At 48.9% G+C, this 17516-nt stretch carries 13 protein-coding genes; 9 read left to right on the top strand and 4 right to left on the bottom strand.

The annotated features are described in order from the left end of the window. Positions 1–9: 9 nt before the first annotated feature. The 5 genes from HRU79_02145 to HRU79_02125 all read left to right on the top strand — a co-directional run bounded on the left by HRU79_02145 (position 10) and on the right by HRU79_02125 (position 5734). Positions 10–663, top strand: a complete 654-nt coding sequence (locus tag HRU79_02145) for a hypothetical protein (GenBank protein QOJ25512.1) — start codon at positions 10–12, stop codon at positions 661–663. Between the two features lie 63 nt (positions 664–726). After that, positions 727–1620, top strand: coding sequence for a hypothetical protein (locus tag HRU79_02140; protein ID QOJ25511.1), 894 nt, complete (start codon positions 727–729; stop codon positions 1618–1620). A gap of 46 nt (positions 1621–1666) precedes the next feature. Next, positions 1667–2830, top strand: coding sequence for a hypothetical protein (locus tag HRU79_02135; GenBank protein ID QOJ25510.1), 1164 nt, complete (start codon positions 1667–1669; stop codon positions 2828–2830). 308 nt (positions 2831–3138) lie between these two features. Further along, positions 3139–4764 (top strand): ABC transporter substrate-binding protein, encoded by a 1626-nt coding sequence (locus HRU79_02130; protein ID QOJ25509.1) that lies wholly within the window; start codon positions 3139–3141, stop codon positions 4762–4764. A gap of 307 nt (positions 4765–5071) precedes the next feature. Further along, positions 5072–5734, top strand: a complete 663-nt coding sequence (locus HRU79_02125; protein ID QOJ25508.1) for a C40 family peptidase — start codon at positions 5072–5074, stop codon at positions 5732–5734. 14 nt (positions 5735–5748) lie between these two features. On the opposite strand, the gene HRU79_02120 is transcribed toward HRU79_02125, so the two are convergent. After that, positions 5749–7647 carry a TonB-dependent receptor gene (locus HRU79_02120; GenBank protein ID QOJ25507.1) on the bottom strand — a complete coding sequence of 633 codons (1899 nt, stop codon included), beginning with the start codon at positions 7645–7647 and terminating at the stop codon, positions 5749–5751. 694 nt (positions 7648–8341) lie between these two features. Between HRU79_02120 and HRU79_02115 the strand changes: the two genes are divergently transcribed. After that, a complete protein-coding gene (locus HRU79_02115; GenBank protein QOJ25506.1) occupies positions 8342–10816 on the top strand; it encodes a hypothetical protein in 2475 nt (824 codons plus the stop codon). On the opposite strand, the gene rnr is transcribed toward HRU79_02115, so the two are convergent. The 3 genes from rnr to HRU79_02100 are packed head-to-tail and all read right to left on the bottom strand — an operon-like array spanning position 10779 to position 14520. Next, the gene (rnr, locus tag HRU79_02110) at positions 10779–12944 is read right to left on the bottom strand and encodes a ribonuclease R (protein QOJ25505.1); all 2166 of its coding nucleotides are present in this window, start codon (positions 12942–12944) and stop codon (positions 10779–10781) included. The two genes, HRU79_02115 and rnr, sit on opposite strands and share 38 nt — an antisense overlap. Positions 12945–12992: 48 nt before the next feature. Continuing rightward, entirely contained in the window at positions 12993–13814 is an 822-nt protein-coding gene (locus HRU79_02105; protein ID QOJ25504.1) for a ZIP family metal transporter, read from the bottom strand. A 37-nt stretch (positions 13815–13851) separates the two neighbouring features. Next, entirely contained in the window at positions 13852–14520 is a 669-nt protein-coding gene (locus tag HRU79_02100; GenBank protein QOJ25503.1) for a metal-dependent transcriptional regulator, read from the bottom strand. Positions 14521–14680: 160 nt separating this feature from the next. Here HRU79_02100 and HRU79_02095 point away from each other — a divergent pair, with 160 nt between their 5' ends. From HRU79_02095 to HRU79_02085, 3 genes are read left to right on the top strand one after another with little or no spacing between them, the layout of a single operon-like run. Continuing rightward, the gene (locus tag HRU79_02095; protein QOJ25502.1) at positions 14681–15781 is read left to right on the top strand and encodes an NAD(P) transhydrogenase subunit alpha; all 1101 of its coding nucleotides are present in this window, start codon (positions 14681–14683) and stop codon (positions 15779–15781) included. Further along, entirely contained in the window at positions 15781–16062 is a 282-nt protein-coding gene (locus HRU79_02090; protein ID QOJ25501.1) for an NAD(P) transhydrogenase subunit alpha, read from the top strand. Before HRU79_02095 ends, HRU79_02090 begins: the two co-directional genes overlap by 1 nt. Continuing rightward, positions 16059–17468 carry an NAD(P)(+) transhydrogenase (Re/Si-specific) subunit beta gene (locus HRU79_02085; GenBank protein QOJ25500.1) on the top strand — a complete coding sequence of 470 codons (1410 nt, stop codon included), beginning with the start codon at positions 16059–16061 and terminating at the stop codon, positions 17466–17468. The genes HRU79_02090 and HRU79_02085 overlap by 4 nt, the downstream gene beginning before the upstream one ends. The last annotated feature ends 48 nt before the right edge of the window (positions 17469–17516 follow it).

Genomic DNA, 17516 nt, shown 5'->3' with positions numbered 1-17516 from the left:
TGTGATAGTATGCATACGCAGATACGTTATGGTCTCATTCTTCTTATCGCAACAGCTACTCTCTATGCCAGCGGGAGAAGAGTTCAACACCTGAGGTCGTTCCTTCCGGAGCACTACGTTGTTGCGGAAGAGGTGTACGGCGACCTGAATGGAGATGGTCTTGAAGACTGCGTTTTGGTGGTTCAGAGCGACTCCCCGGCATCAGCGCACACCGATGGCACTATACCAGAAGGGATTGTGGTACTGATAAACAATGGTAATGGGTATGCAAAGCTGACGGAAAACCTCGGCATTTTAAGGAAGGATACCATGATGCATCAGGATTCCGGAGCTGAAACCACACTTGACGTAAAAATCAGTGACGGAGACCTGTTGATTACATACAGCCTCAGCCAAACACGTCGGCGGTGCTTCACATTCAGATGCGCAGATACCACCTGCACCCTTATTGCATATGATGGTAGTGAGTTAACGAACGGAAGAATCGACTCACAATGCTGCATCCGCTTTTTAACAAAGGAAAAACTAATAAAAGTTAACAAAAATAAAAACGCTCAACCGGGTGAGGAAGTATTCCGTCTAAGGTGGAAGCAAATAGCAGTAAACAAGCAGATTGAACTGGCAGAAATTGAGTCGCTTTTAACTCTGGCAGTCGCGAACTGAGAGAGTTCCTAGTCTGAAATTAATATCGCCCTAATTGCAAAAAGTAGAACTTTGGAGATTTTTATGAGGACCCTGGTACTCACTCTTACGGTAGCCTGTCTTGCGGCAACATCCGCCCACGCCCAACAGCCCGTATACAACAAAAATCCTAAAGCCTTCGTGCCCAAAGGATATGAAATACTTCAGGAAGAGTATGGCGATCTTACCGGTGACGGTGTTGACGACTGCGTGTTGGTGATACGGGAAAAAGATAAGAAGAAGATACTGTCTTTTCTGCTTTTAAGTCCGCGGGACGACGGATCGATTTATGGTTATACTGATAAATTTATCCTATGTGCTACCAAGAATAGAAAAAATGATACTAAAATGATAGACGACCTTGGAGGATTCGGAATTTTAACAGGTCGATATTGGGATGGTGGTGCTGACGAAGCATATCAAATTAATTGTAATGATGAATACGTTATGATTCTGGTTCAGGAGAAGCAAGGTTTCCATGTTGTCTCGAAAAAGAAGAATATTACACGTAGTTATGTACAACTATTGATGGAAGACGAAGGTTCGGACCAGAATTATAGGCTTGGAACTGATGTCAAGTGTGAGTTTTACATCTATGATGGTCGACTAGTGGTAAGAAGACAGTACGATAAACTTGTTTTTTGCTGTTTACTGTACAATCAGGAAATCGGTCAATGGGATATGACACTTGAGGCCGTGAAACCATCCTGGAATGAAAGTGAAAGCCCAGTTATCTCAGTTTTAAAAGGTCTAAAGTATTATAACATCCATCGGAATTCATTCTCCAGTCCTGGGAGAAGCTATGGTTACAGTCCTTTCAAGGAGTTGGTAAGAACGCTTACAGAAGGCAACATAGAAAATCGTGTTGAAAAAGTGAATTATCCGTTAATAAGGTACAGCGAGATTGACAATTTCAGCGATTTCAGTATTGACAAATAGGCTTGTGCTTCACCCCTTGTATTTTCTTCATATCAAAGGCTTAAAAATGAAAGTAGGTTACATTCTTACCCTGTTTGCATTCATGGGTACAACAGTGTATGGTAGTGATTTATCTGTGGCTGATTTACTCAGGTACGTACCATCCGGGTACACTTTAGAAAATGTATCAAGAGGTGACCTTAACAGAGATGGTAAGGTTGATTATTCTTTAATGATAGTGCAGTATGACACGAATCTTGTGTTTTATAGTATTGGAGGTGATACGATTGACGGAAATCGTGGCGGCCTTGTAATACTGGTAAGCGATGGTGATAATTATAAAACAGTTGTGGAAAAATACTCTTGCCTATCACCACAAATGTTACCTACTCAGAGGTTCAAGGGTGACACCCTGGTGATATCATACTTCGATGCTATTGGCACAGCAGAAACTATATCTGGTCCGCAAGAGAAAACCGTTGGCTTGGCATATTACTGCACCTACGCAGATAATGATATCGTGATTAGCTCAGTTGCACTGAATAGCGTTGATTTGTTTTCTGTGGAGAAAGTAAAAGAAATTAAAAAGATGAGAGATTATGATTATTATTTAGAAGAAGATGAGGGAGAAGGCAGCGAGGAAACACCGGATGATGAGCTGTTGGCGTTCATTCTTATCGACAAGTTTCAGCCGGAATCTATACAAAGAGCAATATATCTGTTAGAAGAGCCTGACGCACGGCACGATGGGCCCAGGAAGTTTGTGTGGATTGGTGACCAAAAACATGAGAGTCCGGATTATGAACTCAGGTTATCGAAAATCCAGTCGCTGTTCGGGCATGCCACCAGCCTTTTTTCATCAAACTACGTTGATGAGCTTAGTGGAATGCTAACTAAGAGTAACTATCAATGCGATGGCTGCTCGTTTAATTCTTCTGTTGATGACGGATTAATTAATAAGTACGATACGATGTATTGTACAGTACATAATTATGATGGTAGTATTCCGGATGAAGTTGTTACTGAAATTGATCGAGAAAAAATACTGTCAATCGCTGATGGTAACTCTGCCCTGTTAATCAATGCAACTGAAAAAGACAGGGGTATGGATGAAGATGACCGGATATACGATGAAAAGTATATTGTTAACCAGCATCTTGTTCCCATCCCCAAGGGAAAGAATATTTACAAGTATTTGAAAGAAGAAATAATACCGAATTACAGGAAGTAATCTACGCTCCCAGCAGCGCAGCCTAAGCAGAGTTTACACGAAAAGGGTGATGTTACCGGAAAAGTTGCGAATACCAACCGTAGACCTCATGAGAACTGTCAAAATGGCGGTGCCATATCCCCACATGACATTACTGTGAGCAAAAATTAATTGCCGCTTTCCGCTTTCATTCCGAGTTTTGCAGCGGTTTGAAAGGCACTGTGCGTTTATATGGTATGTCCGTGGCGACGCTGGTGCGGAGTTCTTTGGCAATTGCTCATTCTCTCATAAAAAATGAAGCCCTGACACCTTATGTGTTTTTTGGCTTCATGCTCATTCTATCATCCTGCAATCGCACTTCGATTCAGGATGAGTTTACAACGTATTTCCGCTACAATGAACCGGATGGTATTGCGAGTCTTGATCCGGCATTGGCATCCTACCAGTCGGCAGTGTGGGCTACAGGTCACCTGTACAATGGTTTGGTTGAACTTGACAGTTCACTGAACATTGCTCCCTGCATTGCTTCGAGCTGGGAGATCAGCCTTGGTGGTACACGGCTGACATTTCACCTCCGGCCCGATGTCTGGTTTCATACCGACACCTGCTTTATCGCGGCAGGGTACCCCGAAGGCGCCAGAACAGTTACTGCACATGATGTTGTTTTCAGTATCAAACGCATATACGATGGAAGCGCAAAAAGCACCGGCGCGTGGGTGTATCGTGACCGGATTACAAGCGTAGCCGCACCTGACGACACCACGGTCGTGTTTACTCTCTCGGCACCGTTTGCACCGTTCCTGGCATTGCTTACAATGCCGTACGGATACATCGTGCCGCATGAAGCAGTAAGCTTTTATGGCGATGACTTCGGACAGCACCCCGTTGGAACCGGACCGTTTATGTTTAAACAATGGGTTCCGGACGTAGCTCTGCAGTTACAGAGAAATCCCAATTACTTCAAAGTGGATGGGAAGGGGGATCGGCTCCCGTTGCTTGACGGAGTTACGATTACGTTCCTTCGTGATACCAAGAGCGAGTTTCTGGAGTTTATGCACGGCGGGTACGATATGGTAACGTCGGTTGATGCATCAATCGCACCAACGATTTACGATGCAAACGGGAAGCTGCAACCTAGGTATTCGGATTTTCAAATTTTCCGGTCACCTGCACTGAGCGTTGAATATTATGGTGTTCTGCTCGATACTACGAAACCCGGCGCACGCCATAGCCCCCTTGCAACGAATAAATGGCTACGGCAGGCACTGAATTATGCCATCGACCGTCACCGGATCGTGGCGTACGTGCTGCACGGGAAGGGTATTCCTGCCCGCCATGGTCTGCTGCCACCATCACTACCAGGATATGACAGCACCGTACCCGGATACAATTACAATCCGGACGAGGCGCGCAGATTACTCGCAAAAGCCGGATATCCAAATGGTAAGGGGCTTCCCACACTGGTTCTTCAGCTTGGAAATAATCCGCGAACCGCCAGTGTAGCCGAGGCAATTCAGGAACAGTGGAAGGAAATTGGTGTTTCAGTTGAACTCCGACAAGTTGACTTCCCACAGCATCTTTCACAGGTACGCGCCGGTGAACTTGAATTGTGGCGTACCTCGTGGATTGCCGATTATCCGGATGCAGAAAACTTTATGGCGTTGTTTATTAGTTCCAATCAGTCGCCTGCGGGACCAAATACAACTCACCTGGTGCACCGATTGCTTGATTCCCTGTACCAGGAGGCACTAAAGCCGGGATACTCTCGTGCAGAACGTTCTGCGTTGTATGCGCAAATGCAGACGTATATCGTTGATGAGGCACCATGGATTTTTCTCTACCATGATGTTATCATTCGAATGGCGCAGCCTAATATTCATGGACTGACTGTTGACGGTACAGGCCGACTTCAGCTGGAACATGTTGTAAAGAGCAGCAGCTCCTTACCTTCTTAATCTTTTCATCAGTAACACAATATTGCCTATGCTTAAGAACAGAATTTTCACCACACTTTGTACCATACTCCTGACCGTGTTCACTCTCACCGTCCTCGGCCCCACCGACGCAGTAAGCGCAGTGAGATCGAAAACAGCGAGCGTGAAAAAGAACACATCAGGTCGCAGTCACAGAGTGAGCTCCAAATCCAAACGGAAACGCTCAAAATCTAAACGACGTCGGGCCAGCACATCTGCATGTAATCCCGTAAAGGGGAAGAGTCAGGCTATTGACCTGCTCCGCACCCAGAGTCCGCAACTTTGTAAAATGGCAGGACTTAAATATGTGGATTCAACGACAGTAATTGCTGGTGTTCATGCTGCAATTCAGAGTGATTCGGAAGACACAGATGGCGATGCTGATGTTGAGATCCTATCGCCTGAAGATGAAGCCGATCACGCACAGGAACTGCTTGAACTTGAAGCTGAAGACGACGTAACAATCGAGCTGGAACAGCTGAAAACACTGTGGTTGAGCTACGTGGACGGCGATTCGCATGAGATGACGGATGCAGGCGTTGAAAAGCAGAAAATTGTAAATGTTATCATGGACTGGCTGGGTACGCGGTATCACTTTGGCGGCACTAACCGCCAGGGAATTGACTGTAGTGCGTTCGTTCGCCTGGTGTACGAAAAAACTGCCGGCATCGAGCTTCCAAGAACTGCAGCGTCGCAAAGCACCGTGGGTATGCCAATTCGCGACAGAAGCAAGATGAAGTTTGGCGACCTGGTATTCTTTAACACACGGCGCAGGGTACGGGTAAGCCATGTTGGTATCTACCTTGGCGATAATTTGTTTGCTCATGCCTCGAGCAGGTATGGCGTTACAATTAGTTCGCTGGAGAGTACGTACTACAACAAACGGTTTTTAAATGCCGTACGGATCGACCATCAGTCAATGGCACAGCTTTCCACACCTGATAGCATGTAACCTGGCTATTCCATTTAGTAAGCAACTTTTATTCCTCCCGAAATCCATCGGGCTGGCATTTCCACGCCAGGTATGTCTTCGTATGGTGTGTTAAACATATTCGTGGCCAGAACAAAACATTCAGCTGCCGGTGATAATCGGTACCGCAGGCTCGCGTTGGCTATGGTGTACTCTGTTGGACTCTTTGGATACAACGTGCTCATAAATTCGTCGCTATGTTTCTTGTACAGAGTCTGCAGGCTAAGTGTGGTACCGGCTACTTTCAGGTTCACTATAGCTGACCCCACAACAGGGGAGGCAGTTGACAGGTACTTGCTTATGATACCGTCCACAGCCTTTGTGTCGGAAAGCCGTAGTCCCACAGAATAGTCGGCTGTTAAACCTCCGCCAACAACTACAAGACCTGCAACTTCACCTTCCAGCCCGGAAATGGTTACCGCCGCAAGGTTTTCGGGATACAAGTAGGTCGTGTCTGGTGCCAGCTTGTTGCGATGTTCGATAGTATTACTGTTTACTAAAATATAATCAATCAGGTTAGATGACGTCCTGCGGAAGACTGACACGTGATAGTGCATCCAAGCGGCGGCATACCAGTCAAATCCGGCATCCCACGTCCACGATGATTCAGCATCAAGATCGGGATTTCCATAGTTCCTGTTCGGGGTGAGTATTCCCGGCAGATTATGGCTTACATAACGCTCGGTAAAATCGGCTCCCCGCACTCCCCGTGCAATGGATGACCGCAGCGATATACTGCCGAATGAGTACGACGCACTCAGTTGTGGTGTAAGCTCCAGACCATAGTTTTCGTCAGCATCTGTCCGAATACTGCCATTGGCAACCAGGTTGTTAATGTGTAGCTGTGCAGTTGCGTACACTCCGCCGTGAACAGCGCTATGGTTACCGCGGTCGGTACTTTTAATGTCACGGTAGTCTGCTTGCAACCCCCACCCCAAAGTAATAGCATTTGTAACCTCTTGTGCAGAGTTAACAAGAAAGTTTACCATTTGAGTGGTATGAAGATTGGTACTGCTGAATGTTGGATTAAATTGGAATCTGTCAGTTAGTCGTTTGTATGATACATCAAACCGTGTATTTGAGCTACTGCCGGAATGTTGTAGCATTGTCTGAAGCCACAGTGATGTTACTGTTTCCCGGCTCTGGTCTTGCGTACTGGCAGAATAATAATGCTGAGCATCGAAATCGCGGGCATCGGTGCCAAGGCGTATCGCAGCCTCCCAGTTGTCAGCAATCGAATTCCTGACGGATGCCGATGCCGTCTGCATGGTGAAGTCACCGTTGTTATCCGTTGAGGTGACTTTGAACCCCGTGCTGGTATTGGTTTGAAGTCCACCACTAACCAGGCTGTTGCCCTGAATGTGCAGCACTCCCGCATCGCCGTGGAACAATCCGTGTTCACCGGCTCCGATACCAGCCATAACACGTGTTGTGTCCATCCTGCTCTGTTCGGGTGCGAACGTATGCGTTACGATGTTAATAACCCCGCCTACAGCATCAACACCGTACAATGCAGCGGCCGGACCCCGCAACACCTCGATGTGATGGACCTCGGCCAGACTTACCGGCAGGTATGCACTGTAGTGACCTGTAAGCGGGTCGTTCACCCGCATCCCGTCAACCATTACCAGCACCTGGTTAAACGTACTGCCGCGAATCGAAATGTCAGACTGTGTACCGAGCGGGCCCCGAGACTGAATTTCGATACCGGGAATAAAACGCAGCAATTCGTCCACACTCTGAACCGGCAGTGCATTGATATCGTCAGCTGTCAGAACCGAAATGCTCCGTCCGGTCCGGTATGCTTCGGTAGGCAGTCGGGTAGCTGTCACCGTTACCGGCTGAACCAAAACAGAATCAATCAACAGCATGGAAGCAAGCAGGATTGTAAGCATGAAGGGGGCTATGGTTTCTGAAAAAAGCAAATCTAAGGAATGGGGGGCGGGGGGCGTTATACGTAGTGGCTGTCTCCATGAACCGTAAAAAAATTAAACCCAATCAACCGAGGCGGGAACCCGTCCCGCCTTTACATCCTGTTTACCAAAACATGTATGAATCTGGCTCCCTCTCCCTAAAACCCGTAGGGGTTTGGGGAGGGGGTTGGGGGGTGGGGCCGGAGTCACGCTATCCCGTTATTCTCCCACTATACCTGAAAGCAATTGCTCCGGAATTCCTAAGGTAGTTTACGTAGGCTGTGCAACGCAACCGACCAGCCGAGCTGTAGTGGTAGGTGGTGATGCACGATGGTGGTGGAGGTGGGGGTGGGGCCCGGAGGGCCGTAGTCCGCCCGTTCGGTATTTATAGTGTGGTTCGGTTGCGCAGGCGGGTTGTGTTAACCTGTATGGTGGACGAGAAACCGTGTATGGGCGACCCCATGTAGTCGCCCGCACGTTTTAGACCCACCGTAAATCATACGAACCCGTAAGGGCAGGTTTCAAACCCTACGAACCACCATCAAAATCCCTGTGAGTCGCCGGTCTGTATGGTAGAATCTGGGCTGTATAGACTGTGGGTGCCTACGATTTGCTTGCCGCTGTAGTCGTACATTGAGCAATGTTAACTCGTATTTATTCAAGACTGTTGACGGATATGCTTTTCTTATTTTTTTGCTTTGTAACAGCAGCAGCATACTCGCAGACTTCTTTGGCACCTAATCAAATGGAAGGTGCAACACACCGAAAAGCTGCAGAGATGTATTTCGAGAATTTGCATAATGTGCCCCAAGGCTATAACTGGCGTGTGGTGAACAACGCTGTTCGCAACGCGCGGTATGAGAGGCTTTCACGTAAGGAGCCCGGGGTACAGGAGATAACAACGACGGTGTCGGGTACGTGGACCGAGGTTGGAAGTGTTAATCAGGCAGGCAGGGTGGTTGCCGTTGAGTACGACCACTCTACCAAACGGGTTTGGGTTGCTGGTGCTGGTGGCACGGTGTGGGTTGGCCATAAGGATTCGGCAAACTGGAAGTGCTTAACCGATGACCGCAAAATCGCAGATCCTGTTCTTATAAAAAACGTTACCATGCCGGATAATTCTGAAAATCTTGTTGTGGTGTCGGGTGGACCAACGGTTCGAGTTTTGAACTCTGCAATGGGTAGGTGGACAACGCCGGAAGGCCTGGACGACATTACCCGGTGGGGTGGTTTTTCGCAAGCGGAGTACTGCGTGCGCGGAGGACGGATGGAAATCTATGCGGTGGGGTATGAATGGGACTACGGACCTGCCTGGAGATCGTACAGCGTACTCTATCGCAGTGTGGATACAGCAAAAACATTTCAACGACTCCGCTGGTTCTCGGGTGTACGTGCTGTATGGTCTGACCGGCACCGTAATGTACTGTTTGTGCACGGTGACACACTGTCGGCTGTTGAGCCCGATGGGACGATCCGGAACCTGACAACCAATTCACCGTGGAGTGGTGGTGCACGGTCAGTCCTGATTGCAGGGTCGCAACACCGCCTTGGTTTCGGCGTGGTTCATGATGACAGCACTATGTTCTATACGGCCAGCCTTCAGCCCCTTACCTTTTCATATACCTCGAGTTTACGTCATCGTCCGTTTGACCAGCAGTCCTTTACGTACGACTTCACCAACGGTGGGTGGTTGTTTGGCGCAGTGAATACGTATTCGGCCGATTCCTCGCTTGTAACCTGGCGTGAGGTGAACGGGTGGGCTGAATACTATCAGAATCCTGCTCATAAACTTCATGCCGACATACCTGAAGTGCGGTCGTTTGAGCTTTCAAAGAATGATGCAATAACCTTTATTGGCACCGACGGAGGGCTGTACCAGGCATTCAACGGCGCTGATTCAGTATTAAACATATCGCTAAATAAACTTAATGTTAGTCAATACTATAGCATCTATACCAGCCGGGATGATGTTACTGTAGTGCTTGCCGGATCCCAGGACCAGGGGTTTCAGCGTAGTACCGTAGATTCAGATGGCCCACGACCATTTGAACAGACAATTTCAGGCGACTACTCATCGCTGGTAAGTCCTGACGGCGTTACCGCGCTTTTTTGCGTGTACCCCGGATTTGTAATGTACCTGCCAAATATGGAGTACGGATGGGAACCTCAGTTCCTGAACTTCCCCCATAAGGGCCACCTTTGGGTACCACCATTGGCCTCTGGCCCATCTGCTCCTGAGCAATGCTGGCTTGGCGGAGGAACCCGTTCGAAAGGGGCTAGGGTTTACGTGTACACAAGTACGGACGGGAAACTAACGATTGATTCATTGTCGCAGGACTTTGCTGCTGGCAAGTCTGACGTGAAGATTACCGCTCTTACATTTGCTCCTTCAGATGATAATTATGCATACGTTACAGTCTCGGATGAGTACTTTTGGCGTACAACCAATCGAGGAGCATCCTGGACATCAACGGTATCTCCAAGGAATTTGCCCGGGCATTACTTTAGCGGAAATGCTCTGGCGGTAAGTAAGAGGTCACCAACAGAGGTGTTTCTTGGTGGCAGCGGCTACAACGGACCGGCCGTATATCACAGTACAAATTCCGGAACCGACTGGCAGCCACTGGCAGGCTTACCACCATGCCTGGTATTAAATCTTACGATTACTCCCAACGGACGCTGGCTTGCGGCTGCTACAGATGCCGGAGCTTTTATTTACGATATGGTTGAAGAAACATGGACGGATATTACTGCGCTGGGAGCGCCAGACCAAACCTACTGGGACGTGGATTACATCGAACCACTTGATATATTCCGTTTTGGTACGTATGGCAGGGGAATTTGGGATTTTAAACTACAACCAATTGTTACCGATGTTTCCCAGACACAACACATAAAACGTCATCAGCAGGTCGAAGTCCGGCCACGCGAGTCCGGGATTGTTGTTGCTGCGTCAGTTCCACGCGAAGCCCGGTGTTCGTGGTACGACCTTAGTGGCAGGTGTTTATACACGCAAGCCTTGAACACGGTAGCCGGCGACGTGTATCTTGCTACGCCGCCCCAGGCAGCACGGGCAACCATGGTTGTGGTTGTAACCACCGACGGAATTGTTGCTACTTCTGTTCTGGGTCTGCAACCACAAGGTCGATAAGGCGCTTGTCAACGTCAGTGCGGGCAATAACAATATCCAGCTCTGTTCCGTACTGGAAAATCCGGCGATTACGCCGGCCAATGAGTCTGAACCGTTTCTCATCAAAAACATAGAAATCGTCGCGCAGGTCTCTGATATGCAACAGGCCTTCGCACATCAGCGTGCTGATCGTAACGAAAATCCCAAAGTTCGTTACTCCCGTTACATAGCCGTGGTGACGCTCGCCCAGGTGGGTGCGGGCAATCATGACCTGTGCAAGTTTTTGTGATGCTCTCTCTGCCTCTACGGCCATCCGCTCTGTTTGCGAGCTGTGGTCGCTTACGTAAACAGACTGCTCATAGACCTGATGAAGACGTTTGTCGCCGGGGATACCCTGTGCATATTCTTTGAGCATGCGATGGACAAATAAATCCGGATATCTTCTGATTGGCGAGGTGAAGTGGGCGTAGGCTGTAAATCCTAAACCATAATGGCCGATATTGTGTTCCGCATAAACAGCTTTTGCCATCGACCGCAGCAAGAGTGTGTTGACAACTGCTTTTTCGGGGCGATCTTGTACAGCCGTAAGTATTGCATTAATCTGTACCGGCGTGAGCTTGCCGGAAGGCACAGGAATACCCAGCGCCCGTATCACGCTTACTGCGTCGGTAAGTTTTTCACTATCGGGCTCACCATGAGTACGATAAACCAAGGGCAGTGGTATTGTGCGTCTGTGTGATTCTGAAAGTTTCTCTACGTGTTCAGCTACCACACGGTTTGCAGCCAGCATACATTCTTCAACCAAGGAGGTAGCCGCGGTCCGGGATTTAACAACTGCGCTCACCGGGACATACTCCTCATTGAGTAGATACTTTACCTCCTGTGTTTCAAAGTCGATCCCACCATGCTTCATTCTTCGGGCAAACAAAGTTTTGGCCAGTGAATGGAGTCGTACAACAAGGTTAGCTACAGGATCTACAGGCGTACCAGACCCCTCGACCGCGGCGTCAATCATAGACTGCGCTTCGTCGTAGGTTAGGCGTTTCTTGCTCTCAATTAGGGTCTCCGTAATCCGATAGTGCTTTAACATACCCTTCCGGGTAAATCGCATGAAAACGCTATATGCGTATCGGGGCTTGTTGGGGACCAGCGAACAAAGATTGTTGCTTAATCGCTCCGGCAGCATTGGAACAACAGCATGTACCAAGTAGGTGCTGGTGCCCCGTTTGAGTGCTTCGGTATCGATGACAGAGCCGGGGGTAACGTAGTGCGACACATCGGCAATATGAACCCCAAGCTCTACATCGCCTCCTTGCAGTTCGGTTAACGACAAAGCATCATCAAAGTCGCGCGCATCTGCAGGGTCAATCGTTATGATGAGTGTATCGGTAATATCTTCACGGTTATTGGAAATTGGTAGTGCCGGTTCCGACAGTGCGTTTGCTGCCTTTTCAACCTCGGTGGGGAAGGATGATGGCAGGTTAAACTCTTTCAGTATCGCCGTGAACTCTACCAGAGCCTTGCCGCTGACACCGACAACGTCGCGAACTGCAGCTTCAGGCGCTACCTTGGGATTATCCCACTTAATGAAGCGGCCAATAACCTTGTCGCCTGCCTTAGCCCCTTTCAGATTGCTCTCAGCAATCATGAAATCCATGTGGTATCTGGGCTCATCAGGAATAAGGTAAAAAAAGCTACCATCAAATTCAATGGTGCCTGCAATGGCATGCTGTGCTCGTTCAATGATTCCGAGTATCTCGCCCTGGATTTTCTTTCCCGGTGCAGGTGCAAGGATGTGAACGCGCACGGTATCACCGTCGAGTGCAGTGTGGAGGTGCTGTCGTTTAATCAAAACCGGCGGTGCCGAAGCATCGGTTGTTCGGACGGAGGCACTATCATGGTAATAGGTAAGTGTGCCAATAAACTCATGTGTTATGTGATGCGCAATACTGTAGCGTCGGCGGGCATGCTTTTGCAAAATCCCTTCGGCTGACATTGAATTCAGTACATCTTTTAGGTAGTCATAGTCTTCTGACTCGGACTTGATGTGCAGTCGCCTACTCAGCTCAGACAAGGAGGTTGCCTGTGTGCTACGTTCTAAAATCTCCAGGATATCTTTTCGGAGATCAAGTGTGTTGTGATTTTTCATTTGTTAAATAATATGAAAAAGGGGATATACATAGTGTACTGGTGATACCTATCCGAGTGCGACGTCGAGTATCATCATAACAACAAAACCGCCAATAAAGCCAAGCGTTGCCACATCGGTAAACTTATCCTGCTGTGTTTCGGGAATTACTTCTTCCACAACAACATAAATCATGGCACCGGCGGCAAATGCCAGCGCGTACGGCAGTACCGGCTGCATGGAAAGGACCGCTACCGCACCGATCACCCCGGCAATCGGTTCAACAATTGCCGACAGCTGTCCGTAGTAAAAACTGCGCAGCCTGCTTACTCCATGACGGCGTAGCGGGAAAGCCACGGCAATACCCTCGGGAAAATTCTGTAACCCAATTCCAATCGCCAGTGCCACGGCACCACCAATCGTTGCTTCGGGAATGCCCGCCGCTACACCACCGAACAGTACACCTACGGCTAAGCCCTCAGGAATATTATGAAGCGTTATGGCAAGGATGAGTAGTGTAGTGCGATGCCATTTTGTTGACGGACCCTCCGTTTGCGACGGGTCGAAGTTGATGTGCAGGTGGGGCACAAACTTATCAAGGGCAAAAATGAAGAGTGCGCCTGTCAAAAACCCCACAGCCGGCGGAAGCCAGCTTGGCAACCCCATCCCTTCGCTCATCGCAATGCTTGGGGCAAGGAGTGACCAGTAGCTGGCTGCTACCATCACGCCTCCGGTAAAGCCAAGCATTCCGTCAAGCCACGATCGCGACATTTCCTTAAACAGTAAAACAAGAGCAGCACCGGCAGCGGTTACCAGCCACGTAAATGTAGTGGCTATCAAGGCTCCGAGAATTGGATTGATATCTTCAAAAAAGTGTAAATATTCAAGCATACTGGTGTTCAGAGTAAATGTGGGTTACAATCGCTTGTTAGTCAATAAAAATATTATCAGCCAGCGCCCTGTCAAGTCTGATAGTTTTTCCCCGGATGCTAACTGTTACGTTCTCCTTCCTGGGATCACGTCCGGTTACCGGTACAACGGTACCAATTGTGATCCCGTGCCGTGACAGTGCCGACAGGATATCAGGTATATCTGAATTAACGCGCCGTACAGTTGGACTGCTTCCCACCGCTGCATTGTATAACCTGTTTGTTGCAACCGGTGGAATCGATCCGTCCTTTGCAGGTATAGGGTCACCATGCGGGTCGTACTGGGGATTACCCAGCCTGGTCCACATCCTGTCCACCAATGTATCGCTGATAAAGTGTTCCAGTTTTTCAGCTTCGTCGTGTACCTCGTCCCAGCTGTACCCCAGTGCAACAGTAAGGTAGGTTTCAAGAAGACGATGACGTCTGACAAGCTCCACAGCCAGCTTTCTCCCGGTAAACGTCAGTCGTGCCCCATGATGCTTCTCATAGTTAATCAGATGCAGCGAAGCAAGTTTCTTTAGCATTCCGGTGACGCTGGCCGGATTAATCTCCAGTCGGCCGGCTATTGCAGAGGTTGGGGCTGAACTGAGGCGTTCATCCGACTCACTTAAAAGAAAAATAATTTTAAGATAATCCTGGATGCTGTACGAGAGATCGGCAAGCTTCATGGCATTTGATGGTAAGCTGGTTTCGTGCAACTGTGCGGTACACAGTGGACAGTATCTTGCGATTACGCATACCCAAAAATAATTAGGAACACCTAAAAAACTACCGTGTACGAAAAAAAATTTTACTTCAAAGCTGTTGTTTTTCAGTATGTTAGGGGTCATGATTGTTGGAGTAATAAAAGAAACGCAACCGTGTGAGCAGCGTGTCGGACTGGTGCCATCGGTTGTTAAGGCCCTTGTATCTAAAGGGGTTGGTGTTGTTGTAGAAGCCGGTGCCGGAGTCGCCGCAGGGTTTCCGGACAGCCACTATACTGATGCCGGTGCAACGGTTGCCAGTGCTGAAACCGTACTGAATGATGCCGGTGTAATTGTTCATGTTGCCCCGCCGACTGCCGACGAAGTTCAGCGATTCAAGGCTGGTACCACGCTCATTTCCATGGTCTATGCAAAACGTAATACGTCGGTTGTAGCCACGCTTGCAGACCGGAAAATCCAGGTATTTGCGCTTGACGCATTACCACGGATCACTCGTGCGCAGGTTATGGATGTGCTAAGCTCTCAGAATAACCTGGCCGGATACAAGGCAGTTATTGTTGGTGCCAACGCAACGGGTCGGATCTTCCCGCTCATGACAACGGCAGCCGGAACCGTAAAACCGGCTACTATCCTTATTTACGGTGCGGGAGTTGCAGGATTGCAGGCACTTGCTACAGCCCGACGGATGGGGGCAATTGTACACGTTACTGACCTGCGCCCCGAAACCAAGGAACAGGTTGAATCGCTGGGTGGACGGTTTGTGAGTGTAGAAGGACTTGATAATGTAAAGGTGGAAGGGGGCTATGTTGCTGCCGCCACCGATGATGTCCTGGCACGTCAGAAAGAAGCAGTAAACAAAGTTCTGTTTTCAGCCGATATCGTCATTACCACCGCCCTGGTTGCCGGTGGCCAAGCCCCCTGCCTGATCATCCGTGAACAGGTTCAGCAGATGAAACCGGGAAGTGTGATTGTTGACCTGGCTGCGGATGCAGGCGGAAACTGCGAATGTACAACCGGTTCCGAACCGGCAACAGTTGGAAACGTTACTATCCTGGGTTGCCCGCAGCTGGCTGCATCGCTGCCCACAACGGCCAGTGAGTTATATGCCAAGAATGTACAGGCATTTCTGACAGAAATTGCGCCGGCTGGCGAGCTGGACATTAACCTTGAAAACGAAATCATCGCTTCTACACTTATCGTACACAACGGAGAGGTTCGCGCTTAATGGATCCGGCTACACTGTCATTACTCTATCTGGTGATATTGATGATCTTCCTGGGTATCGAACTGATAGGTCACGTACCATCAGTCCTGCATACTCCACTGATGAGCGGCGCTAATGCAATTCACGGAGTTGTAATCATCGGCTCAATTATCGTTATGGGAATGGCCGAAGATACACTGTCACTTATTCTTGGCTTTATTGCCGTTGTGCTTGGAACCCTGAACGTTGTAGGGGGCTTCGTTGTTACAAACCGTATGTTGGAAATGTTTAAGAAGAAATGATGGAAGCAGTTCTCCCGATTTCGTATTTATTAGCTTCCGTTACATTCATTGGCGGAATTAAGTTACTCGGTTCTCCTAAAACAGCTCGGACTGGCAACTTGATTGCGGCAATAGGTATGACGATTGCAATTCTGGCAACGATTTTTCTGTACCGCACGCCTGGTGGAGCACACTTGGGGAATCTGTGGTTAATTGGGCTGGCACTGATTATTGGTAGCGCAATTGGCTGGGTTATGGCCATGAAGGTGCAGATGACGGCTATGCCGCAAATGGTGAGCTTCTTTAATGGGATGGGCGGTGCCTGCGCCGCACTCATCTCTATGTTGGAATACAAGGAAGTTTATGATACCGGACTGATAGAAATGATTCCAACGTGGTACCTTGTGGCCACTGTAGCCGGATTGCTGATTGGAAGCGTTTCGTTTTCCGGATCGATTATTGCCTACTTGAAATTAGAAGAAAAACTGGGCGATGTACGGTACTCGGCTCAGCAGTTTGTTAACAACTTTATCCTGTTGGCTGCTATTGTCCTTGCCGGACTTATCGCTGCCAATGTCCTTACCGGCTTCGGCCTGATGGTTGGCGTAACTGCACTGGCCCTCCTGTTCGGTGTTCTATTCGTACTGCCAATTGGTGGCGCCGATATGCCCGTGGTGATTTCGCTGCTAAACTCATTTACCGGAGTAGCGGCAGCCTGCGGCGGCTTTGTGTACGACAATATGGTGATGCTGGTAGGCGGTATCCTGGTTGGTTCTGCCGGTACTCTTCTTACCGTTGTAATGTGCAGGGCAATGAACCGGTCACTCACCAACGTACTGTTCAGTACGTTTGGTGGTGCTTCGGCGGGTGCCGGAGGTTCAACAACAACCGGTGGTACGGTTAAGCAGCTCACCGCCACTGACGCAGCCGTATTAATGGCGTATGCTCAGCGTGTTGTGATTGTACCGGGTTATGGTTTGGCGGTGGCACAGGCCCAACACGTTTGCCATGCCCTTGAGGCAGAGCTCACGGCTAAAGGTGTCGAAGTTCTGTATGCTGTTCACCCTGTGGCGGGCAGAATGCCCGGACACATGAACGTGCTGCTGGCTGAGGCTGATGTTAGTTACGACAAGTTGGTAGAGATGGAAGAAATCAATCCTCAGTTTAAGCTTACCGATGTTGCACTGGTCGTTGGCGCAAATGATGTGGTAAACCCGGCTGCCAAAACCGATCCGTCGTCGCCAATCTATGGCATGCCGATTTTAGATGTGGAAGACGCACGCAATGTTATTGTGATGAAGCGCTCGATGAAGGCTGGCTACGCCGGTATTGAAAACGAACTCTTCTATCGCCCGAACACGTCGATGCTGTTTGGTGATGCCAAGGCAACAATGACGGCGTTAGTCAATGAAGTAAAGGGGCTTTAACCAGTCAGGCGTAATCCACCAGTACATCGGAGGTCTCGTAATTTTGCA

The organism is Ignavibacteria bacterium (genome assembly GCA_015709655.1).
Lineage (GTDB): Bacteria > Bacteroidota > Ignavibacteria > Kapaibacteriales > Kapaibacteriaceae > OLB6.
The sequence above is the reverse complement of the archived record's forward strand: the minus strand, read 5'-3'. Positions and strand labels throughout refer to the sequence as shown.

Excerpts from the sequence above, each read along its gene's own strand:
- HRU79_02145 (QOJ25512.1), top strand. The coding sequence starts at position 10 with ATGCATACGCAGATACGTTATGGTCTCATTCTTCTTATCGCAACAGCT.
- HRU79_02140 (QOJ25511.1), top strand. The coding sequence starts at position 727 with ATGAGGACCCTGGTACTCACTCTTACGGTAGCCTGTCTTGCGGCAACA.
- HRU79_02135 (QOJ25510.1), top strand. The coding sequence starts at position 1,667 with ATGAAAGTAGGTTACATTCTTACCCTGTTTGCATTCATGGGTACAACA.
- HRU79_02130 (QOJ25509.1), top strand. The coding sequence starts at position 3,139 with ATGCTCATTCTATCATCCTGCAATCGCACTTCGATTCAGGATGAGTTT.
- HRU79_02125 (QOJ25508.1), top strand. The coding sequence starts at position 5,072 with ATGGCAGGACTTAAATATGTGGATTCAACGACAGTAATTGCTGGTGTT.
- HRU79_02120 (QOJ25507.1), bottom strand. The coding sequence starts at position 7,647 with ATGCTTACAATCCTGCTTGCTTCCATGCTGTTGATTGATTCTGTTTTG.
- HRU79_02115 (QOJ25506.1), top strand. The coding sequence starts at position 8,342 with ATGCTTTTCTTATTTTTTTGCTTTGTAACAGCAGCAGCATACTCGCAG.
- rnr (QOJ25505.1), bottom strand. The coding sequence starts at position 12,944 with ATGAAAAATCACAACACACTTGATCTCCGAAAAGATATCCTGGAGATT.
- HRU79_02105 (QOJ25504.1), bottom strand. The coding sequence starts at position 13,814 with ATGCTTGAATATTTACACTTTTTTGAAGATATCAATCCAATTCTCGGA.
- HRU79_02100 (QOJ25503.1), bottom strand. The coding sequence starts at position 14,520 with ATGAAGCTTGCCGATCTCTCGTACAGCATCCAGGATTATCTTAAAATT.
- HRU79_02095 (QOJ25502.1), top strand. The coding sequence starts at position 14,681 with ATGATTGTTGGAGTAATAAAAGAAACGCAACCGTGTGAGCAGCGTGTC.
- HRU79_02090 (QOJ25501.1), top strand. The coding sequence starts at position 15,781 with ATGGATCCGGCTACACTGTCATTACTCTATCTGGTGATATTGATGATC.
- HRU79_02085 (QOJ25500.1), top strand. The coding sequence starts at position 16,059 with ATGATGGAAGCAGTTCTCCCGATTTCGTATTTATTAGCTTCCGTTACA.